Raw genomic sequence first — 26,742 nt, forward strand, 5'->3', positions numbered from 1 at the left:
GGCGATTCTAGCTACACCCGGCTTATACCCGGCGGGCTCCATCCTGTGCGCTTGTGGCGTAGATCGTAGGCACGGGGTAGCCGGCGGAACCGGTTGCGTCCTCGATGGCTGCGGCAACGGCGTCGGCCTCGTCGGCGCGGCACAGCGCAATGATGGAGCCGCCGAATCCGCCGCCGGTAATCCGCGCGCCGACAGCACCTGCTTCCAGCGCCGCTTGCACGGCGGTTTCGAGCTCAACGGGCACGATTTCGTAGTCGTCGCGCAGGGAGGCGTGGCTGTCGTTCATCAGCGCGCCGAACTGTTCGATGTCGCCAGCCTTGAGCGCGTCGACGGCTGCGATGGTGCGGGCTGTCTCCGTGGCGACGTGGCGCACGCGGCGGTGCACGGTCTCCGGGTCATAATCCGACGTCTCGGCCCACGCCACAGCACGCGTGACGACGTCCCCTTCCCTGAACGTGCACCCCAACGCGTCGGCCACAGCGTCGATAAGCCCCCGGCGCGAACCGTAACCGCCTGTAGCATGCGAGTGTTCGACGTGGCTGTCGGCGACGAGCAACAGGTAATCGTCCCAGTTGCAGGGCACCTGCTCGTGCGTGCCGGCGAGGAAGTCCAGAGCGAGGGCGTGGCCGGCCCTACCGCGCACGACAGCATTCTGGTCCAGCCCGCCGGTGTTCGCGCCGACGTAGTGGTTCTCAGCGCGCATGGTGGCCGTGATGATGTCCTCGTCGGTGGCGTCGAGGCCGTGCAGGTCTCGGGCCGCCACAGCCACAGCGCACTCCAGCGCAGCCGAACTGGACAACCCGGAGCCTAAAGGCACGTCGGACACAACGACGAGGTCGAGCCCGCCGGTCTGCGGGGCTCCGTGCACGCGCAGCGCGTCGACCGTGCCGGCGATGTACCCGCGCCAGTCGGGCAAGCAGCCGGGCGCCGAGTTCGCGGCGTCAAGGGCGTTGAGGTCGACGGAGGCATCGAGAATCTCGCCGGTGGGGGATTGGGAGACCATGTGCACGGTCGCGTCCTCACGCCGGCAGGCGGCGACGGCAGTGGCCATCGTCGTCGCGAACGGCAGGCACACACCATAGGCGTAGTCGACGTGGTCGCCGATGAGGTTCACGCGGCCAGGGGCGAGCCACACGCCGTCCGCTTCGCCGCCGAGGTGCGCGGCGAAGAACGCACGGGCGTCCCGATCGAGTTCCTCGGGCGTGCGGGTCGTGGGGACAATCATCAGTAGACCTCCCGCAGTGTCGCGGCAATGGTTTCAGGGGTGGTGTCGTTGATCCACACGCCCATGCCGGATTCGCTGCCGGCCAGGAACTTCATCCGGCCGGGCGAGCGCATCAGGGAGAACAACTGCAGGTGCAGCCGGCCGTCCTCCGGCGTATCCACGGGCGCCTGGTTCCACGCCGCAATGTACGGCGTGCGATCAACGCCCGCAAAGAACTTATCGACGGCAGCGAACAACCGGTGCAACACCTCGGCGAGGTCATCGCGCTCGTCGTCGGTGAGCTCGACGAAGGACGGCACGTCGCGCCGGGGCATCACCATGACCTCCATCGGCCACTTCGCGGCCATCGGGGTGAACACGACGAAGTGCTCGGTCTCGGCGATGATGCGTTCGCCGGCGTCCAGCTCAGCGGCCAGCACCTCGTCGAACAGGTTCCCACCTGCCTCGCGACGCTCGCGAGCATAGCGAGCAATCGCCGCCATGCGCGGCGGCACGAACGGGTAGGAGTAAATCTGCCCGTGCGGATGGTGCAACGTGACGCCGATTTCCTCGCCGCGGTTCTCAAAGGGGAACACGGCCTTCACGGGTTCAAAAGCGGAGAGTTCTTCGGTGCGGTGGGCCCAGACGTCGATAAGCGTGCGCTTGCGCTCGAGCGGCAGATCCTTGAAAGACCCGTCGGCGTCGGGTGTGAAGCACACGACTTCACACCGGCCGACCGCGGGGTGACCGTCGCGGCCCTCCATGCCCATGCATAACGACGGAAACCTGTTCTCAAACACCACCACCTCATAATCCGACTCCGGAATTTCACTGGGTTTCTGGCCCGGGCGGGTCGGCGCGAGCGGGTCTTCGTTCGCGGGCGGGAGGAACGTGCGGTTCTGGCGGTGGGTGGCGTAGAGGGCCCACTCGCCGGTCAAGGGGTCTTTCCGCATCCACGAGTCGGTGTGCACCTCCGGCAGGCCGCGCTCGTCTACAGCTGTTCTCGGCGGAACCTCGGCGGTTCCGCTGCCGGGGGAGTCGTAGTAGATGAGCTCGCGGCCGTCGGAAAGCGTCGTGCGTGTGATGCGGATGTCGCTCGATTTAGTCAGCTGCCTCTAGCGTGTCGGGGTCGAATTCGATCGGGTTCAGGCGCGCCCAGATGAAGAAGACCGCAGCGGCCACGGCCAAGGCGATGCCAACCCACAGGTTATCGCTTGATTCCTTAGGCAGGCCGGTGTCGACGTTCATGCCCGGGTCGAGCGCGAAGGAGCAGATCACCAGGACGATCCCGTAGAAGCCAAGCAGCGCTCCGATGACGTTGCGGATGTCGAAGGTCGTGGCAGACGTTTTCTTAGGTGCAGTGTGAGGTGCTGTGGTGGACATTTTCCCTCCTACAGGAACAACAGGTTGAGGCCGATGACAAGGACAAGCGCGATCACGCCCAGCGGAACGGTGCGCTGGTACCAGGGGAGGGCGGCTTCGGAGGCGTCGACAAGCTGCTCCTTCGGCGTGACGGAGCGGACGAAGCCGACAAGCTCGTGATCCGGTTTCGGCGCGGTGAACAGCGAGACGACCACGCTGACCACGATGTCTACCGTGAACGCGAGTGCCGCGGCAACGAACGCGGTGCCCTGGCCGGGCAGCGAGACGACCGGGTCGCTACCGAGCGACAGCGCCCAGAACCCGATGGCTGCGGCGGTACCGGCGACCAGGCCGGACCAGCCGGCGTGCGGGGTCATGCGCTTCCAGAACATACCGAGGATGAAGGTGGCAAACAGCGGCGCGTTGAAGAAGCCGAACAGCGTCTGCAGGTAGTCCATGATGTTGCCGAAGTTCGCGGCCAGCAGCGCGGTGAACACGGCGATGACGGTCGCCCCGATGGTGGCCAGGCGGCCGACACGCAGGTAGTAGTCATCCTCGCGGTCCTTGATCACGTACGTCTGCCACAGGTCGTAGGAGAACACCGTGTTGAACGAGGAAATGTTCGCGGCCATACCCGCCATGAACGCGGCGAGCAGACCCGCGATGCCCACGCCGAGCAAACCGTTCGGCAGCAAGTCGCGCATGAGGTAGAGCACCGCGTCGTTCGGGTTCGCCGCGCCCTCCATGATCGGGGAAACCAAGACGCTGGCGATCATGCCGGGCACGACCACGATGAACGGGATGAACATCTTCGGGAACGCGCCAATGATCGGGGTTTTACGCGCGGACGCGAGCGAGTCCGACGCCATCGCGCGCTGCACCTCGACGAAGTTCGTGGTCCAGTAACCGAACGACAGCACGAAGCCCAGACCGAACACGATGCCGATGACCGACCAGACCGGGTTGCTGAAGCCGGACAGGTCCTGGCCAGGCCATGCGGAGAAGTGGCTCGGGTCGCCGATCGACTCTTTCAGGCCGCTCCAGCCGCCGACGTGGCGCAGGCCGATAATCGTCAGCGGAAGCAGTGCGGCGATGATGACGAAGAACTGCAGCACCTCGTTGTAGATCGCCGCCGACAGGCCGCCGAGGGTGATGTACGCCAGAACAATGAGCGCAGCGACGACCAGCGTCGCCCACAGCGGCCAGCCCAACAGCGCCTCCACCACGGTGGCCAGCAGGAACAGGTTCACACCGGCGATGAGCAGCTGCGCCACCGCGAACGAGATCGCGTTGACCAGGTGCGCCGCCGGGCCGAAGCGCTTGAGCATGAACTCCGGCACGGAGCGCACTTTGGAGCCGTAGTAGAACGGCATCATCACGATGCCGAGGAAGATCATGGCGGGCACGGCGCCGATCCAGAAATAGTGCATCGTTTGCACGCCGTATTCCACACCGTTGGCGGACATGCCGATGATCTCCACCGCACCGAGGTTCGCGGAGATGAACGCCAGACCGGTGATCCACGCGGGCAGGCCGCGCCCGGAGAGGAAGAAGTCGATCGAAGACGACACGCCGCGTTTCGCGGCCCACCCAATGCCCAGCACGAAGGCGAAGAACACCGCCACGAGCATGAAGTCGACCCAGGTGGCGTCGAGTCTGAGAGCTGTATCCATGAAGAGGCTTTCTGTTTAGATGGCTCGAACCGTCCAGCGCACGCTGGTGCGGTCGCCGGGTTCGAGCACGATGAGGTCCTCGCCGGTCGCGAGGGCGTTTGGAGGTGCGGTCATCGGTTCAACCGCGAGGAATCGTTGCGGCGAGGTGAAAAGCTGGCACCATCGCATGCTTATCGACGCATCCAGCCCCACCCCCTTGCCAGCCCGATCCACCAGAACTGCCGTGTGGGTCCGGTACTCCGGGTCGAACCCAGGGTCATCCAGCCAGGCGCCAGCCATGTCGATCGGGTTGTCTGGCCACGGTTCACGCGGGCCGGCCGGGATGTTGCGCTCGTCGAGGGGTTGGCGCTGCGTCAGACCGTGGTGCAGCGTGCACTCGTCGAGCGGTGCGCCCTGGGGGTCGAGGTAGGTGTGCACGCCGAGCGCGCACGGTGCCGCTTCTGCGCTGATGTTCTCGGCGGTCATCGTCGCCTCGATCCCAGCACCCGCACCGGCCGCCGCGTCTTGGCCGCCGACGAGCCGGTAGTGCACACTCAGCGCGATCTCCCACGGCCAACCGGGCTCGGGTCCGAGCACAGTGCGCAGCGTCGCCTCAGTGCGGTCAGTGCGGTCAGTGCGGTCAGTGCGGCCCGCCCCGTCGTTAGTGTCGGCGTCGATGTCGAAGATCCGCCCCCACGTGAACCCGTGGAGGGCGTGGCCCAACTCTGGTTCGGTGATGTCGAGGCGGTGATCTTCTCCGTCGAAACGGAACGTCGCGTTGTTCACGCGGTTCGGCCATGGGGCCAGGACGATGTTCGCAGCCCCAGGGGGACGCTTGGCGGGTTCGAAGGAGCGCAGGAGTGGGCTGCCGTCGACACGCAGATCGCGCACGGCGGCACCTGACGCAGTGATGACTGCCCGCACGTTGCCCTGCTCGAGGACTATTTCTGGGATCGCGTCAGCATCCATAGTCCAATTATCGTTCTCCTGCCCTCGTACCGAAAAATGCCACACCCAATCATGGGTGACCGCCCAATAGTTATGTGCTCTCAGGGCGAATCGTTTCCTGGGAATTGTGGATAAATCAGCGCGGTTGGTGACGTGTCAACGCGGTTATCCACAGGGTTTTCGCCTTGCCCTTTACTGCGCGTGCATGCGGCCATACGGTTCAAGCCATGAACGCATTCGGGGAAGCGGTTGGCGCGATGTCGCAGGGCATCGACTTTTTGGCGGGGTTTGACCGCGACGTCGCCCTCGACGCTGGCTTCCCGACGCATCAGGTGCGGGCGTGGGCTAAAGCCCGCGAGGTGTATTTCGGCAAGACGCGCTGGTCGAGGAAGCAGGCGGTGGCCGTCGATAAGGCGCGCGGGGTGCCGCTTGCCCAGCTCCTGCTCATCGAGGACCGCATTCGGCATATCGGCGACGAAAGTGAGCGTTGGCGTCTGCGCCACGAGCTGCTCGGACTGCGCGGCAACTACGACTCCGTCAAACGCAAGGCCACCGCGATCGTGCCCCCGAAAGAGAAGAAGCCGCCGAAACCGGGGATCCGCTTCAGCGCCTCGGTCGATGGCGTCCGCTCGGTGAGCATCACAGGGCCCGAGCGAGAGCTTGCTGACCTGGAGAAGGCCGTCTCGGCCGGGCTTGACCCGGAGCGGCCGGAGTCGCCGCAGAAGCTGGAGAAGTTCCTGGACCTTTTGCGTGATGGCGGCACCCGCGTCCCCCGTTCCGTACCCCGCCCCATCGTCATGGTGCCCGTGGACGAAGCCGTTAAGATTCTCGGCGGCGAAGGCGATGACACTGTCCTCGGCCTGACCGACGGCACCACCATGACCGCTTCCGAGTTGGTGGCTGAGCACTTCGGCGACCAGCTGGAAGTCGCCGTTTTCCACCCGCAGGAGGGCGCGGTGAACCTGCTGCGCGGCCAGCGGTTCGCCAACGCGAAGCAGCGCACGCTGGTCAGCATGGTTCAGCCGATCTGCGCGGTCCCCGGTTGCCGCCACGCCGCCGACATGTGCGAGATGCACCACATCACTCCGTGGAAGCACGGCGGCCAGACTAACCTGGCCAACCTCGCGCCCCTGTGCCGCTACCACAACCGCACGAACGACGATGATGACCAGGCCCGCCGCGGCCGGATCGAGAACATCCGGGGTGCGCCGACGTGGGTGTCGCCGCGCGGCTACCCGATGCCGAACAACCGGCACCCGTACGGGGCGTTGAGGTTGCTCTTCGGAACCTAGCCAATGCAGCAGTCCCTAGACTGGGGGACATGACTGCATCAACCGATCGTTCTGAATCCCGTTCCGCCGCGCTTTTCCAACGCGCGAAAGCCGTCACGCCAGGCGGGGTGAACTCGCCCGTGCGCGCATTCGGGTCCGTGGGAGGTCAACCGCGCTTCGTCGCGAGCGCGAGCGGCTCGCAGCTTATCGACGCCGACGGAAACCCCTACACCGACCTCATCTGCTCATGGGGTCCCATGATCCATGGGCACTCCCACCCGCAGATCGTCGAAGCGGTGGAGAAAGCCTTGAAGGACGGGCTGTCCTTCGGTGCGCCCACCGAGGCTGAGGTGCGCCTAGCGGAGCTGATCGTGAAGCGCACGAGCGTGGAGAAGGTCCGCATGGTCAACTCCGGCACGGAGGCGACAATGAGTGCGGTGCGTCTCGCGCGCGGGTTCACCGGCCGGTCGAAGATCCTCAAGTTCGAGGGCTGCTACCACGGCCACGTCGATGCGCTCTTGGCTGCGGCCGGATCCGGCGTGGCTACCTACGGTCTGCCCGACACCCCCGGCGTGACGGGCGCACAGGCCGGAGACACCATCGTCGTCCCGTACAACGACATCGAGGCCGTCCGCGAGGCGTTCGCCGCGCACCCCGGTGAGATCGCCGCGATCATCACGGAGGCCGCCGCGGGCAACATGGGCACCGTCGCCCCTGCGACGTCCTCCACTGGAGTCGGGTTCAACCAAGCACTCAAAGACATCGCGCATGCCGACGGCGCACTACTCATCATCGACGAGGTGATGACGGGCTTCCGCACCTCCTACAGCGGCTGGTACGGCATCGACGGTGTGGCTGGCGACCTGACCACGTTCGGCAAGGTCGTCTCCGGCGGGTTGCCGGCGGCGGCGTTCGGCGGCCGTGCCGACATCATGGACTACCTCGCGCCGGGCGGGCCGGTGTACCAAGCGGGTACGTTGTCGGGGAATCCGGTGGCGATGGCGGCGGGGGAGGCGTCGTTAAGCATCGCGGAAGAGGCGATCTACCCGCAGCTGAACGCCAACGCCGACCGCCTGGCCGCGCTGCTTACCGACGCCCTGGCCAGCGCAGGCGTCGCGCACCACATCCAGCGTGCCGAGTCGATGCTCTCCATCCGCTTCGCCGAGGGCGAAGGCCGCAACTTCGCCGACATGAAGGCCGCCGACACCTTCCGCTACGCCCCGTTCTTCCACGCGCTTCTGGCCGCCGGCGTCTACGCCCCGCCCAGCGCCTTCGAAACCTGGTTTGTGTCGACCGCCCTGACCGATGCAGACTTTGAGAAGATCGAGACTGCATTGCCTGCCGCTGCCCGCGCGGCAGCAAGCGCGACTGAGTAGGACACAGTAGGAGGCAGCCATGGCAGGGTCCAACGAAACCGTCGTGCATCTCGTGCGCCACGGTGAGGTACACAACCCGAAAAAGCTCCTCTACGGCCGCCTGCCTGGTTTCCACTTGAGCTCGCGCGGGCAGTCGATGGCTGCGCGCACCGCCGTCAGCTTCAAAGGCCACGACGTCACGTACCTCGCCGCCTCGCCGCTCGAGCGGGCGCAGGAGACCGCCGCGCCAATCGCTGATGTCCTCGGCATGGGGATCCACACCGACGACGACCTCATCGAATCCGACAACGTCTTCGAGGGCTTGCGCACCAAAGGGCTGCGCTCCCAGCTGGTGCACCCTGTCCGCTGGCGCCACATGACCAACCCGTTTGAGCCGAGCTGGGGTGAGCCGTACGACGAGATTCTGCAGCGGATGGAACGGGCCGTCGATAAGGCGCGCCGGCATGCGCAGGGCCATGAGGCGGTGCTCGTGTCGCACCAGCTGCCGATCGTCATGATTCAGCGCTCCATCCAGAGCAAACGGCTGCCGCACAACCCCACGAAGCGCCAGTGCGAGCTGGCCAGCGTGACATCGCTCATGTTCGACGGCGACCGGCTCGTCTCCTGGTCTTACGACGAACCCGCGAGGGGGATCTAGGTGCGCCGTTTCACCGCAGTCGTCATCGCTGCCGCTGTCGCGCTCACCGCATGCGCAGACACGGGTTCCGGCGATACGTTCGCGTTCCACTCGCCAGGCGGCCAGGTCGAAATACTTTACGACGAAGCCGACCGCGCCCCCTTGCCCACCTTCTCCGGCGAATCCCTTATGGAGCCGGGCACGCAGATCTCTCTTGACGACTTCAAAGGGCAGATCGTCGTGCTGAACGCCTGGGGCCAATGGTGCGCGCCGTGCCGCGCGGAAGTCGACGACCTGCAGGAAGTCCAAGACGCCCTGACCGAATCTGGCCAGGGCACCGTCCTGGGCATCAACGTGCGCGACCACCAGCCGGAAATCGCCCGCGACTTCGTCACCGATAACGGCGTGACGTACCCGTCCATTTATGACCCGCCGTTCCGCACCGCCGCAGCGCTCGGCGGCATCCCGACGTCAGTGATCCCCACCACCGTGATCCTGGACAAGCAGCACCGCCCTGCCGCCGTGTTCCTCCGGGAGGTCACAGCTGCCGACATTCTGGAGGTCACCGACCGGCTCGCCACGGAAGGGGCCAGCTAGATGGGGGAGACCTTCGCGGATCTCGCTGCGTCCGGCCCGCTGCTGCTGGGTATGCTCGCCGCGGCGGTGGCTGGTCTGGTGTCGTTCGCGTCGCCGTGCGTGATCCCGCTCGTGCCGGGCTACTTGTCGTACCTGACGGGCATTGTCGGCGGCGAGCTGGACTTCCGCGACGGTGAAGTGGCGGTGGGCAAGCGTCGAAAATGGGCTGTCGTCGGCGCCGCGGGCCTGTTCATCCTCGGTTTCACGGTCGTGTTCTTGCTGGCCACGGTGACTGTGTTCGGGGCGATCAGCCTCATTGCGCTCAATGCTGACACCCTAATGCGTGTCGGCGGTGTGGTCACCATCGTGATGGGCCTGGTCTTCATGGGTGCCGTGCCCGCCCTCCAGCGCGACACCCGCATGCAGCCGAAGAAATGGGCGACGTGGCTGGGGGCGCCGCTGCTCGGCGGGGTGTTCGCGCTGGGCTGGACGCCGTGCTTGGGACCGACGCTCGCCGCCGTGGTCTCGGTTTCTGTGGGTACGGAGGGGTTCACGGCGGTGCGGGGCATTCTCCTCGTCGTCGCGTACTGCCTTGGTTTGGGCATCCCGTTCTTGCTGGTGGCGCTCGGTTCGGCGCAGGCGGTGGAGGCGGTCGGTTTCCTGCGCCGTCACTCGCGTACCATCCAGATCATTGGCGGGGCCGCGATGGTGCTGGTGGGCATCCTGCTGCTCACCGGCGCGTGGAACGTTTTCATCAGCTGGACCCGCCAGTTCGTCGACGGCTTCGGCACCACTTTGCTATGACTTTTCTGAAACGTATTTGGCACTGGCTCACGAGTATGCGCACGGCACTCGTGTTGCTGTTTCTGCTTGCGCTCGTCGCGGTGCCGGGCGCGCTTCTGCCGCAGCGCGAAGTCAGCCAGTCGCAGGTCGACGAGTACATTGCGGCTAACCCGACGATGGGTCGCATCTACGACCGCCTTTCGCTTTTCGACGTTTTCTCCTCCCCAATCTTCGCCGCCCTGCTGACCCTGCTGATCATTTCGTTGATCGGCTGCATCATTCCGCGGTCGGTTGATCATTACCGGGCGTACAAGGCGAAGCCGACGCGTGCGCCGAAGTTTCTGCACCGGATGCCGTTGCACAGTGAAGCGGATGTCGATGCACCGCTCGAGGAGGTGGAGGCCCGCGCGCGCGAGGCGCTCGGCCGGTGGCGCGTGGCGGTGTACACGCCGGAGGAGGACCGTGCCGGGGCGCAGTCGTTGTCGGCGGAACGGGGTTACGCCCGTGAGCTGGCGAACTTGATTTTCCACGTCGCCATCGTCGCTGTGATCGCGGTGTTCGCGTTGGGGCGCATGGTCTTTTATGAGGGCCAGGTCATTGTGGTGACCAATTCGGAGTCCGAGTTCGCGGTGCCGGTCGAGCAGTCGCGCGAGTTCTGCAATACTTCGCCTGCGAACTTTGATACTTTCCGCGCCGGCCCGCTTTTCGACGGCACCGGCCTCACCCCCTTCTGCTTCATCTCCCACAATTTCACCGCTGACTACTTGCCCAACGGTCAGGCGGAGTCGTTCGCGTCGGACGTCTCCTACGTGGAAGGCGAGGAAATCACAGCCGCCGGCGACGGTGATTGGGAGGACTACACCCTGCGTGTGAACCACCCGTTGCGCATCGGCGGCGACCGCGTCTACCTGCAGGGCCACGGTTTTGCCCCGCAGATCACGGTGACGTGGCCGAACGGGGAAACCCGCACCCAGATGATTCAGTACCGCCCGTCGGACTTGACGTTCTTCCTGTCCAACGGTGTGATGCGGTTCGACCCGCCCGCCGGGATGTACCCGGACCTTTCCGACCGCCGCGACAACCAGCTCGCCATCGAGGGCGTCTTCGCCCCGACTGCCGAGTGGTCGGGCCCGAACGGTGACATGCTCCAGTCCGCCTTCCCGGCGATGAATGACCCGGCGGTCTCCCTCGACGTCTATGTCGGCGATGCCGGCCTGGACACTGGCCGGCCGCAGAACCTGTTCTCGCTCGACCAGGACCTCATCGCTAACGGTCAGTTGCAGCGCGTCGAGCGCATCCAGCTCGCCGCCGGCGAGGAGCAGAAGATCACGGCGAACGGCCAAGAGCTCACCGTGCGTCTCGACGGCGCCGCCGAGTACGCCAACTACCAAATCTCCCGCGACCCCACGCAGGTGTGGGCACTGGTCACCACGTCGTTGCTGCTGGCCAGCCTCATCGGTTCGTTGACCATCAAGCGCCGCCGCATCTGGGTGCGTCTCACCCCGAATGCGAACGGCACCACCCACGTTGACATGGCCGGCCTGGCACGCACCGACCGCGCCGGCTGGGGTAACGAGTTCTATGAGGTGGTGGATGAGGTGACGGCGCAAAGGGGCGTCGATAAGCAAGCGGACGACGCGCTCGACGACGGTGAAGAGTGGCACTGACCACCCCCGATCACCTTTGAGGAAAACCCCGTGTGGAGTAGGGTTGATCTATGCTGCCCGTCAACACCACACTCGCCGGTATTTCGGACCTGACCCTGCGCACCGCCTTCGCGGTGTACATCGTTTCCCTGGTTCTCGCGTGCATCCACTACATGCGCGCGCAGACTGTGATTGACATGCGCCGCGACAAACTCGCCCAGGTCGAGGAAACGGCGAACGAGTTGGTCGCAGTCGGTGACGGCGGTTCCACCACGGTCACGCCCCGCTCCTCCGAGCTTGAGGACACCCCATTCGACCAGTCCGCCTTCGACACCGCTCGCGACCGCGCGCGTTCGATGGCGGGCATGGCGCAGTACCTGACCTGCGTCGGCATCATCTTCCACCTCGTGGCTGTGGTGACGCGCGGGATCGCCGTCAACCGTTTCCCGCTGGGCAACATGTATGAATATGTGCTCACCTTCACCGCGGTGTCCATGGTGGCCGTCGCGGTGATCATCCAACGCAAGGGTTGGCACACGATGTGGCCGTGGGTGCTCACCCCCATCATCATCCTGCTGTTCCTCGACGCCACCGTGCTCTACGCCGAGGCCGCTCCGCTGGTGCCGGCGCTGCGCAGTTTCTGGTACCCGTTCCACGTCTCCACGGTGTCTATCGGCGCGTCGATCGGTCTGATCTCCGGCATCTTCTCGATGCTCTACCTGCTGCGCATCCGCCACCCGCGCGGGGAGGAGAAGGGCTTTCTCGGTGGTATCGCGAAGCCGCTGCCGAGCGCGAAGAAGCTGGACTCCTACGCCTACCGCACGGCGATCATCACGCTGCCGGTCTTCGGCATCGGCATCATGCTCGGGGCGATCTGGGGTGAGGTCGCATGGGGCCGCTTCTGGGGTTGGGACCCGAAGGAAACCGTCGCGTTGATCACCTGGATTCTCTACGCCGCGTACCTCCACGCCCGCGCGACTGCTGGCTGGAAGAGCGTCAAGGCCGCCTGGATCAATGTGGCCGCGTTCGCGACAAGTGTGTTCAACCTGTTCTTCATCAACATGGTGGTTTCGGGGCTCCACTCCTACGCCGGGCTGAACTAGGGTAGATTGTGTTAACAATTTTGTTAGCACTCGATTGACCCAGCCTGAAGGAGCCCCCCGGTGCCCGCACCCCGCAACAAGCAAGGCAAGCCCGCCAGCGACATCCCGGTCCTGCTCGAGTTGGGCGCAGCGTTGGCGCAGCGCCGCCGTGACGCAGGGCGCCTGCAGCAGGAGGTCGCTACGGCGGCGGGAGTGTCGCGGTCAACGTTGCACACCATCGAGCACGGCGGTGCGGGTGTGCGGTGGGAGAAGGTTGTTGCGGTGGCGCAGGCGTTAGGTCTATCGCTTGATTGGACGGAGCAGGCGGCTACGTAGGGTCGCTGGGGTCGTCGTCACGCGATTGGCGTTTTTTGCGGCGTTCCTCTTCTTCGCGGGCTTTGCGCTCCGCCTCCTCGCGTGCGCGCCGCTCTTTGAAGCGGTTCTTCTCGATGTTCCACAGGAACTCCTCGTCATCGTCCGGCCCTTTGATCGCCGGCGGCTGCTGTTTTTGGCGCAGCGGGCCGTAGCGGTCGTTGCTGCCGGGGCCGAACGCGCGCCACAGCAGCCACAGGGCCAGGATGACCAACACGATTAACAGGAGGCGTCCCATACCTCTAACATAGCTGGTTGTGACACAGCAGCCAGCTCTCGACCCCAACGCACGCAAGCGCGCAAACCGTGCCGCCCTGATCTACGGCGGGTTGCGGCTTGCGCTTTTCGTGGTTCTCACGGTGGTCATCCAGGCGCTGGCGTTGCTTATCGACGCCCCCGTCCCCCTCGTCATGTCCGCCCTCCTGGCGCTTATCGTCGCGTTCCCGTTGTCGATGCTGGTTTTCCCGCGCCAACGTGTCGAGGCCACAGAGGCGATGGCGGCCTGGAACGCGCAGCGTCGGGCCCGCAAGCAGTGGGTGAATGAGGAGCTCGCCGACCGCTAGGAAACGGCGCCGAAGATCAGCGCGATCACGGCCATGGCGGGCAGCGACGCGAAGGTCGTGATGAGCACCGTGTCGCGTGCCACTGTCTCCCCGGCACGGTAGTTCGCGGTGTAGTTGTAGACGTTCTGGGCTGTGGGGAGGGAAGACAGGATGATGGCGGCGTAGAGGGCATCGCTGTGAAGCCCCATGAGTGCGCCGACACCCCACGCGATGGCCGGCATGACCGCCAGTTTGAGCGCGGATGCCGTGATGGTGGCCGGCTTGTCCGGGCCGGGCTCGAGGACGGAGCTGCCCTTCAGCGAGGCGCCGAAACTCATCAGGATCATTGGGATGGATGCCCCGCCGAGGATCTCCAGCGGCGCCATCACCGGGTCGGGGACCGTCCAGCCGCTGGTAGAGACAATCAGGCCGAGCAGCGGCGCGACCACCACAGGGGCCGTGATGCCGGCTGTGACGGCGCTACCGACGGCTCGTGCGCGGGAGCCGCCTGCGGTCGGGTCGGCGGCGAGGCCGGCGATGACGATGGGGGAGATGATCACCATCTGCATGAGCAGCACCGGCGGGACGTAGGCGGGGTCGCCAATGACGTAGATGGCGATCGGCAGGCCAATGTTGACCGAGTTGAAGTAGCTCGCGCTCGCCGCGCCGGACATGCGCGTGGCCACGTCCGCCCGGAAAAACGCTCGGGAGATGACCCAGAAGATCGCCATGGTGACCACGGTGGCGATGAACACAACCACCACGACAGGGGAGAGGAAGGTGGAGGTATCGGAGGTGGCAACCGTGGTGAACAGCAGTGACGGCGACGCTACCCAGTAGGCGACCCGGTTGAACATGAGCCGCTGGTCGCCGTCGCCGATGACGCCGCGTTGGGCCAGCACGTAGCCCGCCCCGATGACGACGAAGATGATGGCGAAGCCGGTGAGAACGTCGAGCACAACTACATCCCTGGCGCAGGCAGGTGGCGGCTGTAGCCGAAGTCGCCGTAGGGAATGGTCTCGCCCAGGTGCCACATCGGGGAGGCGGCGATGAGCGCGCCGGCGGTGATGAGCGCCCAGATGAGCATTGCGCGGCCGTTCGCGCCGAGCACGGGGATGAGCTGGGGGCCCTGCGCGCCACGCTTGACGACGAGCACCGCCCCGATCGCCCACGGCAACGCCGCCAACGCCAGCAGCGTCGGCGACCAGGCCGCGCCGAGCAGCAGGGTGATGGCGAAGGGGGTGAGGGTGAGGATGGTGAAGAGGGTGCGGGCGCGGGCGTCGCCAAGCTTGACGGCGAGGGTGATCTTGCCGGCCTCCGTGTCGGAGGGGATGTCGCGGATGTTGTTGGCCAGGTTGATCGCCGCGGAGATGGCGCCGACGGCGACTGCGCAGCCGAACCCGACCCAGGAGATGGAACCGATCTGGGTGTACTGGGTGCCCAGGACGGCGACGAGGCCGAAGAAGACGAAGACGGCGACCTCGCCAAGCCCGCGGTAGCCGTAGGGGTTTTCACCGCCGGTGTAGAACCATGCCGCGAGGATGCACAGCGCGCCGACGAGGATTAGCCACGGCGCCGTCCACGCCGCCAGAATCAGCCCGGCGACACCGGCAACGCCGAAGGCGATGAACGCGGCGAGCTTCACCTGCTCCGTCCGTGCGCGGCCCGAGGCGGTCAGCCGGGTGGGGCCGGTGCGGTCGTCGTCAGTGCCGCGGATGCCGTCGGAGTAGTCGTTGGCGTAGTTGACCCCGACGATCAGCCCCATCGACACGATCAGGGCGAGCAGGGCGGCCGGCAGCGACGGGACGAGTTCGTACGCCGCGGCACCCGTTCCGACGACGACCGGAGCGACCGCGTTGAACCAGGTGTGCGGGCGCGCCGCGTCCCACCAATCCTTGAAGCTCATGAGCTTCATCATAGGTCGGTGGCGAAGCTCGGCTAAAGTATCGCTTCATGTGGATCGACTACGCCGTCCGCCAGGTGCTGCACACCGCGGGGACGCTCGCCCGCCAGCCCGGCCTGCGCCTGGCCACGCATGCGGCGCACTTGTCGTTCCCGCAGGACGGCGACACTGTCATCTCGTTGACCACCTACGGCCGACGCTTATCGACGGCGGTGTACTGCATCTCCTCCCTCCTCACCGGCACCCACCGCCTGCCCGTGTACCTCTGGCTCGACAAGGAGGACTACTACCGCCCCTGGCCGAAGGCGCTGGCCCGGTTGAAGGAGCGTGGCCTGCAGGTGCGGTGTTCTGACGGCCATTACGGCCCGCACACGAAGTACTACGGCGCGTTCCAGGAGTTCCAGGGTACGGGCACGCGGGTGATCACGGTGGATGATGACATGATGTATCCGCGGTGGTTCGTCGATAAGCTGTTGAACTCGGCGGATGCGAGCCCGGGCTGCATTGTGGCGTACCGCGCGCACACGATCGCGCTGGACGCGGACGGCATGGCCCCGTACAAGGAGTGGAGCGCGACGTACACGACGGAACCGTCCGCGCGGCACTTCGCCACGGGGGTCTCAGGCGTGCTGTATCCAGCGTCGATGGTGGACTATGTCGCTTCGCACGGCACGGAGTTCACGGGCAAGGCCCCGCTCGCCGACGATGTCTGGCTCAACAACCTGGCCCTTCGCTCCGGCCACCTCGTCCGGCAGGTCTACCCGCACCCGCGCGAGTTCTCCATGATCCCGTTCTCGCAGAAGGGCGCGCTGGTGCGCCGCAACCACTGGCGCGGCGGCAACGACGTGCAAATCGCCGACACCTACACCCGCGAAGACGTGGAGCAGCTGCTCGCCGCTGCGCCGGTCGAGTCCTAGTGCGGCTAGCTGAACAGTTCGCGCACGGCAGTACGGTCCGGCTTGCCGGGTCCCGTCGTGGGCAGGGTGCGCACGTGGCGCACATCTTTGGGCACCTGCCAGCGGGGCAGGTCGTCGAACGCCTCCATCAGGTCGGCGACCTCCGCTGAGCCGGCGTAGGCGGCGCAGACGCGGTTGCCGAACCGCACATCCGGGACCCCCACCACGCACGCGGCGGTCACACCGTCGATGCCCAACATGAACGACTCGACCACTTCGGGGTGCAGCTTCAACCCGCCCGTGTCGATGATGGTGTCCAGGCGCCCGGTGACGGTCAGGCGGCCGTCGATAAGCTCGCCGGCGTCGGAGGTGGCAAACCAGCCCGGCTCCCCGAACGCTGGATGATCGGGGGCATTGCGGTAGCCGTGGGCGATGGTGGGGCCGCCGAGGTGGATGCGGTCGTCGATAAGCGTGATCTGCGTGCCGGGGAGCGGGCGACCGTTGTAGACGCAGCCGCCGGACGTCTCGGATGACCCGTACGTGGTGACCACGCGGATGCGCAGCTTGCCCGCAGCCTCAAGAATTTTCGGGTGAATGGCGCCACCGCCAACGAGCACAGCGCTGTAGAGGCGCAGCGCCTCGATACCCGCGAGCGTGCTCATCGCCTTGTCCAGCTGCATCGGCGTCATCGCGGTGTACATGCGCTCGCCGGTGTCCGCGAGATCGTGGGTGCGCGCGGCGAATTCGCTGATGTGGAAGCCGCTCGAGAGGTCCACAAACTCTGGCTCCACACCCGCGACCATACTGCGGACCAGGACCTGCAGCCCCGCGATGTGGTGGGCCGGCATGGCCAAGAGCCACTGGCCGGGCCCGCCGAGCGCCTGGTGCGTCGCATCCGCGCTGGAGACGAGGTTTGCAGCCGTGAGCTGCGCGCCCTTTGGCACACCGGTCGAACCGGACGTGGCCACAACGACCGCGATCTCGTCCGCGATCGACTGGCCCGCGCGCATCGTCGTGCGCAGCTGGTCCGCTCGCCGCGGGTCGTCTTTGGGGACGGGCAGCACCGCGCACTGGCCGCTGATCGCGGCTTCCAGGTCGGGCATGATCGCCAGCGGGTCGGCGAGGTCAACAGGCAGCAGTTCGAGGATGTGGGGCACGCTGGCAAGCTTACGGGGGTCAGTCTCCTCCCACGGGAGGAGGTCGCAGCGTGGGCGGAGCGGATACGCTGAGCAGGATGCGTGTGAAAAACGGTGATCTCGTGGTGGCAGCGCTGGCGGCCGTGCTGGCGAGCATGCACACGGGAGTGCTGTTCTCCGATTGGGCTGGCGCTGCCGATTGGGCGCAGGCGGTGTTGTCGTGGGGGTTCGTCGGCGCGCTCGCTGTGTGGCGTTCCCACCCGCGGTGGTCCGCTGCGCTCATGGTGGGGCTCAACGCCGCGTGGTCTGCGCTGTGGATCCTCGCACCGGTCAACATCGGTTACACGCTGTGGATCGTGCTGGTCCCGCTGGGTGCGTTCACGGCGCGGCGGTGGTGTTCGACGCCGTTCAGCCGCGGGGTGTTGGCGGCTTCGTTGGCGTGGTCGTTCGCGTCGCCGTTCATGTGGACCTGGGGGGACGACCTTATCCTGCACTACCGGACGCCGGTGGATGCGGTGATCTCGTTGGCGCTGCATTGGGCGGCAATAGCTGTGGCGTTCTTGTTCGCGAAGAACCTCGTGGCGGAGCAGGTGGCCAGGGCCAATGAGGCGTGCATGCGCGAGCAGCTGCTTGTCACCGCCCGCGATGAGGAGCGGCGCGAGACAGCCCGCGAGATTCACGACGTGCTGGGCCACACCCTCACCCTTCTCAAGGTGCAGGCGAACGCGGGGTTGGCCGGCGGAAACGAGCGTGAGACGCTGCAGACGATCCAGGCGGTGGCAGGCGACGCGCTGGCCGACATCCGGGGGCTGGTGCGGGAGCTGCGGGAGGAGAACGCGGGGCTGCAGCCCGCACCGGGGCTGCGCGATATCCCGGAGCTGGTCGAGCGCTTCCGCGACGCGGGGCTCAACGTGACGCTCGATCTCAGCGAGGTCTCGGTGCCGGCGGTGACGGGGTTGGCAGCGCACCGGATTGTTACGGAGTCGGTCACCAACGCGGCGAAGCACCAGGTGGATCCCATTGTTCGCGTGACGGTGGAGCCGGCCGAGGGCGGTGTGGCGGTCGCGGTCGTCTCCACGGGGCGCCGCGCGCCGCAGCCGGGCGCGGGTGCCGGGATTGAGGGGATGCGTGAGCGTGCGCGCGCCACCGGCGGGACCCTCGACGTCACGTACGACGGGGACACGGTCACAGTCAACGCGCGGCTGGGGGTGTGACATGCGCCTTCTGCTTGCCGACGATCAACCCCTCCTCCTCTCCGCCCTCGCCACCATCCTGAATTCCCAGCCGGACATCGACGTGGTCTGCACTGCCACGAATGGGCAAGAAGCGGTGGACGCGGTGGACAGGGTGCAACAGGCTTGCGCGGGTGGGATCGATATCGCGGTGCTGGACATTCGCATGCCGATCATGGACGGCATTACCGCGGCGAAGAAGATCATGCCGCTCGGGCCGAAAGTGATCATGCTGACCACGTTCAACGACGACGAGCTCGTCCAAGCCGCCATCACGGCCGGCGTGCACGGCTTTCTGCTCAAGGATGCTGACCCGGACGTGCTTGCCGATGCCGTTCGCGCCGTCGACAGGGGTGAATCCGTGTTGGCGAGTGGGGTGACGGGGGCGGTGTTGGAGTGGGTGCGTGGGGGCGTCGATAAGCGGAATGCGTTGAGCGACTACGAGCGGCAGGCGCTGTCCATGCTCACCGCGCGCGAGGTGGAAGTGCTCGCCGAGATCGCCGCCGGGGCGACGAACGCGGAGATCTCGCAGCGGCTGTTCATCGCGCCGACGACCGTGAAAACGCACGTCAAAAATCTGCTGGTCAAGCTGGGTGCGCGGGACCGCGTCGCGCTCGTGCTGTTGGCGCACCGCGCCGGAATTTCCTCCTGAGGGAGGATCACACGCGCCGGGCCGCGCGCCACAATGACCGCATGACTCACCTCGGATGTAGCGATGTTTCCCTGTCGTTCGGCGCACAGCGCGTCCTGGACGGCGTGACCCTGACCACCCAGCCCGGGCGCGTGCACGCGCTGCTCGGACCCAACGGTGCCGGTAAATCCACCCTCATGTCCGTCATGCTCGGGCTGACTGCGCCAGACTCTGGCGCCGTCACGCTCATGGGCCAGCCGTTCGATCGTGCGCTGCTGCGCAACGTCGGCGCGTCGATCAATGACCCTGCCTTCTACGGTCACTTGAGCGCGCGAAACAACCTCCGCGTGCACACGACGTTGCTCGGTCTACCTGATTACGAGGCCGACCGGGTGCTCGAGCTTGTCGGTCTTGCGGGGGCGGGGAAGAAGCGTGCGTCGGCGTTCTCCACCGGCATGAAAGGCCGCCTCGCGCTTGCCCAGGCGCTGCTCGGCGAACCGCCGGTGCTCGTGCTTGACGAGCCGCAAAACGGCCTCGACCCCGAAGGCATCGCCCACCTACGCACCTACCTGCGCGACTACGCGCGTTCCGGGCGGACAGTGCTGGTCAGCTCCCACCAGCTCGGCGAAGTCCTCCACCTTGCCGACGACGCCACCATCATCGCCGGCGGCACCGTCCGCTTCGCCGGTGAACTGCGCGAGCTGGGCCCGAACCTGGAAGAGTCCTTCTTCCAGCTGACCCGCGGAGTCGCAAGGTGACGGCGCGCGTGTCACTGGGCGCGACAGGGTATCTGCGCGCCGAAGCGATCCGCTCATGCGGTTCGGTCCTGTGGTGGCTCGCCCTGTCGGGCCTGCTGCTCGGGGGCGTGCTGACGCTGTTCGGGTTTGCCGGCGCTGTTCAGGACGCAACAGACCTGTTGAGCTGGCAGGCGTTATTGGTCACGGGGATGGCCGCACCGCTGGCCGCATTGTTTGCCGGTACAGCAGAAAACCGCGAGCGCGACGCTCGCAATGGCGGCACCGCGTGGCGGCCTGTCTCACCGGTGGCGTCCCGCGCCGCGCGCCTGGCGTTCGTGTGGGCTGCCCTCGGCGTGTTCTTTCTGCTGGACTTCGGTGTCACGGCTGCGGTCGCGTCTCTGCTCGGTCTTGATCGGGCGGGCGTGGTGCTGCTCGTCGGGTTCTTCGTGTGGATCGGTGCGCTCGGCCCGGCGGGGCTGGCAGCGGGGTTGACGCGGCGCGTCGGCCTGCTGCCCACGCTGGTGGTGTCGGTGGTGTGGCAGATCGGGCTCGGCTACTTCGTCGAGCGCGATTGGTGGTGGCTCAATCCGGGTGCGTGGCCGCTGCGCCTCGTCTTGCCGACGATGGGCCTGCAGTTCAACGCGTTGCCGCTCGAACCGGACTCGCCTATGCACGGCGAAGCGCCATGGCCAGCACTCGGGTTGTGTTTGCTGCTCGCGGCGGTGGGCGCGGTATGCGCAGCTCTCATGCCTGTCCGCCGCGCCCGGTCTCGGAAGAGGACGGTCCACGCGGTGAGCGCTCCGGCCGCGGCTGCAGGTCCTGCCGTCGCGCGCCCGGCGAAGCCCGGCTCGGCTCTCATCGGCGTTCACCGGGCGGCGGCGACGCCAGCCGTCTACGCATGCCTCGCGCTCACGGGGCTGGTGATGCTTGCCGCGGTGCGCTACTCCCCGGATGTCCGCCAGGGAGTGTTCACGTTCCTCATCCTCCCGGTCGGCACGGGCGTGCTGCCTGCGCTGGTCTGGCCGCGGCTGCATCCTGCGTGGGCGCTCATGCAGATCGAGCATCCGCGCGTGCGAAGCGCGCTGTGCACCTGGTGCGTGGCGGTCGTCGCGCTGGTTGCGCTTCTTGCGGTGCTCACCGGCACGCCAGCCGGCGGCGGTGTGCTCGCGCTTCTCGTCGGCACGGCGATGGTGCTGTTCGCCCTGTTCGTCACGGCCCGGTTCGGGGTGGCGTGGACGCTCGCACTGACGATCGTGTGGACCATCTTCGGTGTCACCATCGGCGGGGACGTGCTTGCCGAGACGCCACTGTGGATCCTTGCCCCGCAGGCATGGCCGTACACCGCGACGACGCCGGTGCGGTATGCCGCCGCGGCGGTTCTCGGCGTAGCGCTCGCGGCGAGCAGCTGGGTCGCGGCCCGGTGGCGGCTCACCGGCAACCGCTCGGCGCGGCGCTAGTAGTAGAAGGGGAAGTCTTCCCAGTTCGGTGGGCGCTTTTGTAGGAAGGAGTCGCGGCCTTCCACGGCTTCGTCGGTCATGTAGGCCAGGCGGGTGGCTTCGCCGGCGAAGACCTGTTGGCCCATGAGGCCGTCGTCAAGCAAATTGAATGCGAACTTGAGCATCCGCTGTGCTTGGGGCGACTTGCCATTGATTTCGCGGGCGACCTGGATGGCGTCGTCTTCGAGCGAACCGTGTGGCGACACGATGTTGACTGCGCCCATGCGGTGCATGTCCTCAGCGGAGTACTCCCTGCCGAGGAAGAAGATCTCGCGCGCGAATTTCTGCCCGACCTGTTTTGCCAGGTAGGCGGAGCCGTATCCGCCGTCGAAGGAGCCCACGTCGGCATCGGTCTGTTTGAAGCGGGCTTCCTCGCGCGAGGCGATGGTCATGTCGCACACAACGTGCAGCGAGTGCCCGCCGCCGGCTGCCCAGCCGCCCACCACCGCGATGACCACTTTCGGCATCGTGCGGATGAGGCGCTGGACCTCGAGAATGTGCAACCGCCCGCCCTCGGCCTTGACGCGCGCGGTGTCCACCTGGTTGTCGTCGTCGCCGTACTGGTAGCCGCTGCGGCCGCGGATGCGCTGGTCGCCGCCGGAGCAGAACGCCCAGCCGCCGTCCTTCGGCGACGGTCCGTTGCCGGTGAGCAACACCACTCCTACGGAAGGGTCGCGGCGCGCGTGGTCGAGTGCGCGGTACAGCTCGTCGACAGTGTGCGGACGGAACGCATTGCGTACCTCGGGGCGGTTGAACGCGATGCGGACGATGCCGTTTTCGCGGCCTTCGCCCACGTGGCGGTGGTAGGTGATGTCGGTGAACTCCCCGACGCTGCGCCACTGCGACGGGTCGAAGGGTTGGTCTGTGGTGTAGGCCATGGCGCCATCGTAGAGCTTGGAGTTCGTTTTAGGCGGTTCGCTGTCTTCCAAATCACCACGACGGTGGCGGCGCCGCTGCAAAGCCTGCTCGAGGACTTCGTGCTGGGCCCGTGTTCCGATTGGGCGCGCGCCGGGCTTGCTGCGGTCGGTCTCAATTACCCGTTCGTGGAGGGCTTGCTTGTCGACGGCATCATTAACGGCGTCGGCATGGTGCTCACCTTCGTGCCGTTGATGGCGTTGATGTTCCTCTGCTTGGCGGTGCTGGAGGACTCCGGCTACATGGCTCGGGCCGCGGTCGTCGCGGACCGACTCATGCGGGCGATCGGGTTGCCGGGCAAGGCGTTCATCCCGCTCATCGTCGGCTTCGGCTGCAACGTGCCAGCGATCTCGGCCACGCGCGTTTTGGCCACCCCGGAACAGCGCAGGTTGACCGCGCTACTGGTGCCGTTCACCTCCTGCTCGGCGCGGCTAACGGTGTACGTGATGCTGGCGCAGACGTTCTTCCCGGACAAGGCCGGATTGGTCGTCTTCGCCATGTACGTCATCTCGATCGCGCTGGTGGTGCTCTCCGGACTGCTGCTGCGCACGACGTTGTGGCGCACGATGGGCTCCGACCCGCTGGTCATCGATCTGCCCGTCTACCAATGGCCCACAGCGCGCTTGAGCTTCTCGGTGATGTGGAGCCGCCTGAAAGGCTTCCTGCAGACCGCGGGCGGGATCATCGTGGCCACGGTCGTGGTGATCTGGTTCCTCCTGTCTACCCCCGCTGCGCCGGGGCACAGCTGGGGTGATGAGGACTTGGCGCCCCAAGATTCCCTCTACGGCGTTGTCGCCGATTCCATGGCGCCGGTGTTCGAGCCCGCCGGTTTCGACTCGTGGTCGCTCACCGGCCCGCTGGTCACCGGCTTCCTGGCCAAAGAGGCTCTCATCGCCACGTGGGCCCAGACCTACGACCTCGAGGACGTTACCGACGCGGCCCCAGAGGAGCAGGGCGCATCCCCGCTCGCCCAGGCCGTGCGCGCGGACTTCGAAGAGACCTCCGGGGGCAACACCCTGGCCGCCGTGTGGGCCTACATGATCTTCCTGCTCGCCTATACCCCGTGCGTGGCCACGTTGGCCGCGCAACGTCGCGAGATCGGATGGAAGTGGACCGCGATCGGCCTCGTCGGCCAGTTAGCACTCGCCTGGCTGCTCGCCGTGGCCACCTTCCAGGGCCTGAGCTTGGTGCTCTAGAGAGGGACAACGATGGGAATCTTTAGGAGAGCAAACCAGCCACAAGCGCCCGCGGCACCCGCGGGCAGCCAGCGCCCGATGGAAGCAGTTGTCACTGCAATCCGCGGGGGAGCGCGGTCCCGCGCTGAGATCCGCACCATGACCGGCCTGAGCCCCAGCACTGTCGACGCAGTGGTGCACCACTTGCAACGCGTCGGCCGGCTCACGCTGGAGGAGATCGGGTCGTCGTGCGCGGGCGGCGCGTGCTCGTCCTGTGTGGCGGCGGCCCCGAACGGTGGTTGCGCATCGGCGAACCGCACTGACCGTCCGAGCGGACCCGTTGCGCTCGTGCTGACCAAACGGCCCGCGGATCCCGGGTACAGTTAGCCATGAATATGGGCCATAGCAGGAAGGTGCTGCCATGACTGAGAACGGTCAGGATGAGCGGTATCAGTTGGGGTTCGTTGACTACGAAGTCCCCGACAGTTTCTTCGAACCACTGCCGGAAGACGAAATCGGTGCTTGGGAATAGTTTTCTGCCGGATCCTGACGACATTCTCGACCGCGCCCACGTTGTCTCGCTGCCGATGGCGGTGCGGTTCCGCGGCATCACCACGCGCGAGGCCCTGCTTATCGACGGCCCCGCCGGCTGGGGCGAGTTCTCCCCCTTCCTCGAGTACAGCGACGAAGAGGCGGCGGCCTGGCTGCGCGCCGGGCTCGAAGCCGCCTACGAGGGATACCAGGGTTTGGGTGGCCCTAGCGAAGTGGAGGTCAACGGCACCATTCCCGCGGTGACACCCGGCGAGGTGCCTGACGTTCTCGCCCGGTTTGAAGGCGTGCGCACATTCAAAATCAAAGTCGCTGAGCCGGGGCAGGCGCTCGCAGACGATGTCGCGCGTCTCCGAGCCGTCCACGAGTTGCGCCCCGACACCGTGCTGCGTGTCGACGCCAACGGCGCCTGGACCGTGCAGGAAGCGATCGCCGCCGCGCGGGCTTTCGAGGACATCCTCCCGCCTGGGGAAGGCGCGTCGGATGGCTCGACCGGAACCGCGCGCGGCGGGTACTTGGAGTACATCGAGCAGCCGTGCCGCACGGCGGAGGAGCTGGCAGAAGTGCGCCGCAACGTGTGCACGCCGATTGCGGCGGATGAGTCGATTCGGAAGGTGGCGGACCCGTACCGCGTGGTCACGCTGGCGGCGGCGGATACGGCGGTGTGCAAGGTCGCACCACTCGGTGGGGTGCGCAATCTCACGCGGATCGCCCGCGACCTGGACCTGCGGATCACGGTGGCGTCGGCACTGGATACGGCCGTGGGGATTCACGCCGGGCTCGTTGCCGCGGCGGCGGTGGGCTCGCAGGCGGCGGGGCTGGCCACGCAACGGCTGTTCATTGAGGATGTCGCTGACCCATTCCCCATCGTGGAGGGGCGCATCAGTATCAATCCGACAGAGTTGTTCGCGCCGGATGCGGATAGGGTGGCGGGTTTGCGGGCGTCGTCGATAAGAAAAGACTGGTGGTTTTATCGTCTGAGGCGCTGTATGGCATATGTTTGATTCATGCCAGCAACAGCGATAACTCACGATTCCACTCAGTTCGCGGAAGGCGACATCGCCACCGCGCCGGAACGCAAGGACTGGCGCCGCCAGGTCATCGGCTTGTTTGTCGGGCTTGCGGCGGCAGTGGTCATCTACCTGTTGTTCCCGGACGGCGCCGCTGACACCGTAGCCCGGTCCGCCGGTGCTGACGCTGAGAAAGAGTACTCCGCGCAGGCAATGCGCATCGTGGCTGCAGTCGCGGTGTGGATGGCGGTGTGGTGGATGACGGAGGCGATCCCGCTCGCCGCCACTGCGCTGATTCCGTTGGCCATCTTCCCGATCATGGGCGTCGCCGAGTTCAAGGAAGTCAGCGCCCCGTACGCGTCCGACACGATCTTCCTGTTCATGGGCGGATTCATGATTGCGCTGGGTCTGCAACGGTGGAACTTGCACCGCCGGCTTGCGCTGTGGGTGGTCAAGCTCATCGGTACGTCCCCGAAGCGCATCATCCTGGGCTTCATGGTGGCCACCGGCTTCCTGTCGATGTGGGTGTCCAACACCGCCACGGCCGTGGTCATGCTGCCGATCGGTGTTTCCGTGCTCACTCTCACCGCGGAGCAGCTGGGCAGCATGGACAAGCAGAAGAACTTCGCCACGGCGCTGATGCTGGGCATTGCGTACTCGGCGTCGACAGGCTCGCTGGGCACGCTGATCGGTACGCCGCCGAACCTGCTGCTGGCCGGCTACATGAAGGAATCGCACGGTATCGAGATCGGTTTTGGCAAGTGGATGATGTTCGGTGTGCCCATTGCGGTGCTGTTCACGCTGCTTGCGTGGGTCATCCTGATCAATGTGTTCAAGCCCGAGATCGACGAGATCCCCGGGGGCAAAGAGCTTATCGACGACGAATTGAAGAAGATCGGCCGCTGGACCCCCGGCCAAATCCTCGCCGGTGTGATCTTCGTGTCTGCAGCGCTGGCCTGGGTGTTCATCCCGCTGGGGATGGAGACCTTCGGCTGGGACTTCCCCTACACCGATGCGAGCGTGGGCATGATCGCCGGGTTGTTGCTGTTCACCATCCCGGGCAAGCTCAACGGCATCCGCCTGCTGGATTGGGAGACCGCCAAGGACATCCCCTGGGATGTGCTGCTGCTGTTCGGCGGCGGTCTGTCGCTGTCGGCGATGTTCACCAAGACGGGCCTGTCGTTGTGGGTCGGTGAAGTGGCGAAGATTCTTGCAGGTCTGCCGGTCATCCTGCTCATCGCCGCAGTGGCTGTGCTCATCCTGCTGCTGACGGAGCTGACCTCCAACACGGCGACGGCCGCGACGTTCTTGCCGATCATGGGCGGTGTCGCCACCGGCATCGGCCTGACATCGGGCGGGGACATGAACGTCATGCTGCTGACCATCCCGGTCGCCCTGTCCGCCACATGCGCGTTCATGCTTCCGGTGGCCACCCCGCCGAACGCGATTGCCTACAGTTCCGGCTACGTCACCATGGGGCAGATGATCAAGGGCGGTATCTGGCTCAACGTCATCGCCGTGGTGATCATCACCCTGGCTACCTACTTCCTGGCGGTGCCTGTCTTCGGCCTGGTGCTGTAGGCCGCCGCTTCACCGCGGTAGGTCTCAGATCGCCGGGGGACTACGATGTGG

At 66.3% G+C, this 26,742-nt stretch carries 27 protein-coding genes and 1 pseudogene; 18 read left to right on the forward strand and 10 right to left on the reverse strand.

The features are described from left to right. Positions 1-22: 22 nt before the first annotated feature. The 5 genes from galK to KBX18_RS00220 all read right to left on the reverse strand — a co-directional run bounded on the left by galK (position 23) and on the right by KBX18_RS00220 (position 5,187). Positions 23-1,225, reverse strand: coding sequence for a galactokinase (gene galK / locus KBX18_RS00200; protein ID WP_255994375.1), 1,203 nt, complete (start codon positions 1,223-1,225; stop codon positions 23-25). After that, positions 1,225-2,157: a galactose-1-phosphate uridylyltransferase gene (gene galT, locus KBX18_RS00205; RefSeq protein ID WP_255994376.1), complete on the reverse strand. Its 933-nt coding sequence runs from the start codon at positions 2,155-2,157 to the stop codon at positions 1,225-1,227. The genes galK and galT overlap by 1 nt, the downstream gene beginning before the upstream one ends. Positions 2,158-2,305: 148 nt before the next feature. After that, on the reverse strand, positions 2,306-2,587 hold the full coding sequence (locus KBX18_RS00210) for a hypothetical protein (RefSeq protein WP_255994377.1): 282 nt from the start codon (positions 2,585-2,587) through the stop codon (positions 2,306-2,308). Between the two features lie 8 nt (positions 2,588-2,595). Next, the gene (locus KBX18_RS00215; RefSeq protein ID WP_255994378.1) at positions 2,596-4,239 is read right to left on the reverse strand and encodes a sodium:solute symporter family protein; all 1,644 of its coding nucleotides are present in this window, start codon (positions 4,237-4,239) and stop codon (positions 2,596-2,598) included. A gap of 15 nt (positions 4,240-4,254) precedes the next feature. After that, on the reverse strand, positions 4,255-5,187 hold the full coding sequence (locus KBX18_RS00220; RefSeq protein ID WP_255994379.1) for a hypothetical protein: 933 nt from the start codon (positions 5,185-5,187) through the stop codon (positions 4,255-4,257). A 206-nt stretch (positions 5,188-5,393) separates the two neighbouring features. Here KBX18_RS00220 and KBX18_RS00225 point away from each other — a divergent pair, with 206 nt between their 5' ends. From KBX18_RS00225 to KBX18_RS00260, 8 genes are read left to right on the forward strand one after another with little or no spacing between them, the layout of a single operon-like run. Next, the gene (locus KBX18_RS00225) at positions 5,394-6,458 is read left to right on the forward strand and encodes an HNH endonuclease signature motif containing protein (RefSeq protein ID WP_255994380.1); all 1,065 of its coding nucleotides are present in this window, start codon (positions 5,394-5,396) and stop codon (positions 6,456-6,458) included. Positions 6,459-6,487: 29 nt separating this feature from the next. Then, positions 6,488-7,813 carry a glutamate-1-semialdehyde 2,1-aminomutase gene (hemL, locus tag KBX18_RS00230; RefSeq protein ID WP_255994381.1) on the forward strand — a complete coding sequence of 442 codons (1,326 nt, stop codon included), beginning with the start codon at positions 6,488-6,490 and terminating at the stop codon, positions 7,811-7,813. Between the two features lie 19 nt (positions 7,814-7,832). Next, a complete protein-coding gene (locus KBX18_RS00235) occupies positions 7,833-8,450 on the forward strand; it encodes a histidine phosphatase family protein (protein WP_255994382.1) in 618 nt (205 codons plus the stop codon). After that, positions 8,451-9,026 carry a TlpA disulfide reductase family protein gene (locus KBX18_RS00240; protein WP_255994383.1) on the forward strand — a complete coding sequence of 192 codons (576 nt, stop codon included), beginning with the start codon at positions 8,451-8,453 and terminating at the stop codon, positions 9,024-9,026. Beyond that, positions 9,027-9,809 (forward strand): cytochrome c biogenesis CcdA family protein, encoded by a 783-nt coding sequence (locus KBX18_RS00245; protein WP_255994384.1) that lies wholly within the window; start codon positions 9,027-9,029, stop codon positions 9,807-9,809. It begins immediately after the preceding gene. Further along, the gene (locus KBX18_RS00250) at positions 9,806-11,455 is read left to right on the forward strand and encodes a cytochrome c biogenesis protein ResB (protein ID WP_255994385.1); all 1,650 of its coding nucleotides are present in this window, start codon (positions 9,806-9,808) and stop codon (positions 11,453-11,455) included. Before KBX18_RS00245 ends, KBX18_RS00250 begins: the two co-directional genes overlap by 4 nt. A 53-nt stretch (positions 11,456-11,508) precedes the next feature. Further along, a complete protein-coding gene (gene ccsB / locus KBX18_RS00255) occupies positions 11,509-12,537 on the forward strand; it encodes a c-type cytochrome biogenesis protein CcsB (RefSeq protein ID WP_255994564.1) in 1,029 nt (342 codons plus the stop codon). 60 nt (positions 12,538-12,597) lie between these two features. Beyond that, the gene (locus KBX18_RS00260; protein ID WP_005286901.1) at positions 12,598-12,852 is read left to right on the forward strand and encodes a helix-turn-helix domain-containing protein; all 255 of its coding nucleotides are present in this window, start codon (positions 12,598-12,600) and stop codon (positions 12,850-12,852) included. Here the strand turns inward: KBX18_RS00260 and KBX18_RS00265 are convergent. Continuing rightward, positions 12,845-13,126 carry a hypothetical protein gene (locus KBX18_RS00265; protein ID WP_255994386.1) on the reverse strand — a complete coding sequence of 94 codons (282 nt, stop codon included), beginning with the start codon at positions 13,124-13,126 and terminating at the stop codon, positions 12,845-12,847. The two genes, KBX18_RS00260 and KBX18_RS00265, sit on opposite strands and share 8 nt — an antisense overlap. A gap of 19 nt (positions 13,127-13,145) precedes the next feature. Here KBX18_RS00265 and KBX18_RS00270 point away from each other — a divergent pair, with 19 nt between their 5' ends. Next, on the forward strand, positions 13,146-13,451 hold the full coding sequence (locus KBX18_RS00270) for a DUF4229 domain-containing protein (protein ID WP_255994387.1): 306 nt from the start codon (positions 13,146-13,148) through the stop codon (positions 13,449-13,451). On the opposite strand, the gene KBX18_RS00275 is transcribed toward KBX18_RS00270, so the two are convergent. Together KBX18_RS00275 and KBX18_RS00280 are read right to left on the reverse strand one after the other, a co-directional pair. Then, positions 13,448-14,389, reverse strand: a complete 942-nt coding sequence (locus KBX18_RS00275; protein ID WP_255994388.1) for an AEC family transporter — start codon at positions 14,387-14,389, stop codon at positions 13,448-13,450. The genes KBX18_RS00270 and KBX18_RS00275 overlap by 4 nt on opposite strands. Positions 14,390-14,391: 2 nt before the next feature. Next, on the reverse strand, positions 14,392-15,336 hold the full coding sequence (locus tag KBX18_RS00280) for a 1,4-dihydroxy-2-naphthoate polyprenyltransferase (protein WP_370687211.1): 945 nt from the start codon (positions 15,334-15,336) through the stop codon (positions 14,392-14,394). 47 nt (positions 15,337-15,383) lie between these two features. Here KBX18_RS00280 and KBX18_RS00285 point away from each other — a divergent pair, with 47 nt between their 5' ends. Next, positions 15,384-16,250 (forward strand): glycosyltransferase, encoded by an 867-nt coding sequence (locus tag KBX18_RS00285; RefSeq protein ID WP_255994389.1) that lies wholly within the window; start codon positions 15,384-15,386, stop codon positions 16,248-16,250. A gap of 5 nt (positions 16,251-16,255) precedes the next feature. On the opposite strand, the gene menE is transcribed toward KBX18_RS00285, so the two are convergent. Beyond that, positions 16,256-17,332 carry an o-succinylbenzoate--CoA ligase gene (gene menE / locus KBX18_RS00290; protein ID WP_305082859.1) on the reverse strand — a complete coding sequence of 359 codons (1,077 nt, stop codon included), beginning with the start codon at positions 17,330-17,332 and terminating at the stop codon, positions 16,256-16,258. Between the two features lie 131 nt (positions 17,333-17,463). Here menE and KBX18_RS00295 point away from each other — a divergent pair, with 131 nt between their 5' ends. Genes KBX18_RS00295 through KBX18_RS00310 form a run of 4 tightly spaced genes read left to right on the forward strand, consistent with a single transcriptional unit; the run spans position 17,464 to position 21,422 of the window. Further along, positions 17,464-18,579 carry a sensor histidine kinase gene (locus tag KBX18_RS00295; protein ID WP_255994391.1) on the forward strand — a complete coding sequence of 372 codons (1,116 nt, stop codon included), beginning with the start codon at positions 17,464-17,466 and terminating at the stop codon, positions 18,577-18,579. A 1-nt stretch (position 18,580) separates the two neighbouring features. Further along, entirely contained in the window at positions 18,581-19,249 is a 669-nt protein-coding gene (locus tag KBX18_RS00300) for a response regulator transcription factor (protein ID WP_255994392.1), read from the forward strand. Between the two features lie 41 nt (positions 19,250-19,290). Beyond that, positions 19,291-19,986 (forward strand): ATP-binding cassette domain-containing protein, encoded by a 696-nt coding sequence (locus tag KBX18_RS00305; protein ID WP_255994393.1) that lies wholly within the window; start codon positions 19,291-19,293, stop codon positions 19,984-19,986. Between the two features lie 8 nt (positions 19,987-19,994). Beyond that, on the forward strand, positions 19,995-21,422 hold the full coding sequence (locus KBX18_RS00310) for a hypothetical protein (protein WP_255994394.1): 1,428 nt from the start codon (positions 19,995-19,997) through the stop codon (positions 21,420-21,422). Here KBX18_RS00310 and KBX18_RS00315 read toward each other — a convergent pair. Then, positions 21,419-22,339, reverse strand: coding sequence for a 1,4-dihydroxy-2-naphthoyl-CoA synthase (locus KBX18_RS00315; RefSeq protein WP_255994395.1), 921 nt, complete (start codon positions 22,337-22,339; stop codon positions 21,419-21,421). The two genes, KBX18_RS00310 and KBX18_RS00315, sit on opposite strands and share 4 nt — an antisense overlap. Before the next feature lie 36 nt (positions 22,340-22,375). Here KBX18_RS00315 and KBX18_RS00320 point away from each other — a divergent pair. The 4 genes and pseudogenes from KBX18_RS00320 to KBX18_RS00335 all read left to right on the forward strand — a co-directional run. Continuing rightward, a pseudogene (locus tag KBX18_RS00320) lies at positions 22,376-23,572 on the forward strand (nucleoside recognition domain-containing protein); the annotation flags it as partial. A 78-nt stretch (positions 23,573-23,650) separates the two neighbouring features. Next, positions 23,651-23,938, forward strand: a complete 288-nt coding sequence (locus KBX18_RS00325) for a hypothetical protein (protein ID WP_005286861.1) — start codon at positions 23,651-23,653, stop codon at positions 23,936-23,938. Between the two features lie 131 nt (positions 23,939-24,069). Next, positions 24,070-25,104, forward strand: a complete 1,035-nt coding sequence (locus KBX18_RS00330) for an o-succinylbenzoate synthase (protein WP_255994396.1) — start codon at positions 24,070-24,072, stop codon at positions 25,102-25,104. 3 nt (positions 25,105-25,107) lie between these two features. Beyond that, a complete protein-coding gene (locus KBX18_RS00335) occupies positions 25,108-26,691 on the forward strand; it encodes a DASS family sodium-coupled anion symporter (protein WP_005286854.1) in 1,584 nt (527 codons plus the stop codon). Positions 26,692-26,742: the final 51 nt, after the last annotated feature.

It is taken from the genome of Corynebacterium sp. CCUG 69979, from assembly GCF_024454095.1.
Lineage (GTDB): Bacteria > Actinomycetota > Actinomycetes > Mycobacteriales > Mycobacteriaceae > Corynebacterium > Corynebacterium genitalium.

What these genes read in the sequence shown, in the direction of transcription:
- KBX18_RS00280 (WP_370687211.1), bottom strand. Translation starts at nt 15,336, where the DNA reads ATGAGCTTCAAGGATTGGTGGGACGCGGCGCGCCCGCACACCTGGTTC.
- KBX18_RS00235 (WP_255994382.1), top strand. Translation starts at nt 7,833, where the DNA reads ATGGCAGGGTCCAACGAAACCGTCGTGCATCTCGTGCGCCACGGTGAG.
- KBX18_RS00215 (WP_255994378.1), bottom strand. Translation starts at nt 4,239, where the DNA reads ATGGATACAGCTCTCAGACTCGACGCCACCTGGGTCGACTTCATGCTC.
- KBX18_RS00225 (WP_255994380.1), top strand. Translation starts at nt 5,394, where the DNA reads ATGAACGCATTCGGGGAAGCGGTTGGCGCGATGTCGCAGGGCATCGAC.
- KBX18_RS00295 (WP_255994391.1), top strand. Translation starts at nt 17,464, where the DNA reads ATGCGTGTGAAAAACGGTGATCTCGTGGTGGCAGCGCTGGCGGCCGTG.
- KBX18_RS00265 (WP_255994386.1), bottom strand. Translation starts at nt 13,126, where the DNA reads ATGGGACGCCTCCTGTTAATCGTGTTGGTCATCCTGGCCCTGTGGCTG.
- KBX18_RS00285 (WP_255994389.1), top strand. Translation starts at nt 15,384, where the DNA reads ATGTGGATCGACTACGCCGTCCGCCAGGTGCTGCACACCGCGGGGACG.
- KBX18_RS00315 (WP_255994395.1), bottom strand. Translation starts at nt 22,339, where the DNA reads ATGGCCTACACCACAGACCAACCCTTCGACCCGTCGCAGTGGCGCAGC.
- hemL (WP_255994381.1), top strand. Translation starts at nt 6,488, where the DNA reads ATGACTGCATCAACCGATCGTTCTGAATCCCGTTCCGCCGCGCTTTTC.
- menE (WP_305082859.1), bottom strand. Translation starts at nt 17,332, where the DNA reads ATGCCCGACCTGGAAGCCGCGATCAGCGGCCAGTGCGCGGTGCTGCCC.
- KBX18_RS00250 (WP_255994385.1), top strand. Translation starts at nt 9,806, where the DNA reads ATGACTTTTCTGAAACGTATTTGGCACTGGCTCACGAGTATGCGCACG.
- KBX18_RS00210 (WP_255994377.1), bottom strand. Translation starts at nt 2,587, where the DNA reads ATGTCCACCACAGCACCTCACACTGCACCTAAGAAAACGTCTGCCACG.
- galT (WP_255994376.1), bottom strand. Translation starts at nt 2,157, where the DNA reads ATGCGGAAAGACCCCTTGACCGGCGAGTGGGCCCTCTACGCCACCCAC.
- KBX18_RS00305 (WP_255994393.1), top strand. Translation starts at nt 19,291, where the DNA reads ATGACTCACCTCGGATGTAGCGATGTTTCCCTGTCGTTCGGCGCACAG.
- KBX18_RS00300 (WP_255994392.1), top strand. Translation starts at nt 18,581, where the DNA reads ATGCGCCTTCTGCTTGCCGACGATCAACCCCTCCTCCTCTCCGCCCTC.
- KBX18_RS00245 (WP_255994384.1), top strand. Translation starts at nt 9,027, where the DNA reads ATGGGGGAGACCTTCGCGGATCTCGCTGCGTCCGGCCCGCTGCTGCTG.
- galK (WP_255994375.1), bottom strand. Translation starts at nt 1,225, where the DNA reads ATGATTGTCCCCACGACCCGCACGCCCGAGGAACTCGATCGGGACGCC.
- KBX18_RS00220 (WP_255994379.1), bottom strand. Translation starts at nt 5,187, where the DNA reads ATGGATGCTGACGCGATCCCAGAAATAGTCCTCGAGCAGGGCAACGTG.
- KBX18_RS00335 (WP_005286854.1), top strand. Translation starts at nt 25,108, where the DNA reads ATGCCAGCAACAGCGATAACTCACGATTCCACTCAGTTCGCGGAAGGC.
- KBX18_RS00325 (WP_005286861.1), top strand. Translation starts at nt 23,651, where the DNA reads ATGGAAGCAGTTGTCACTGCAATCCGCGGGGGAGCGCGGTCCCGCGCT.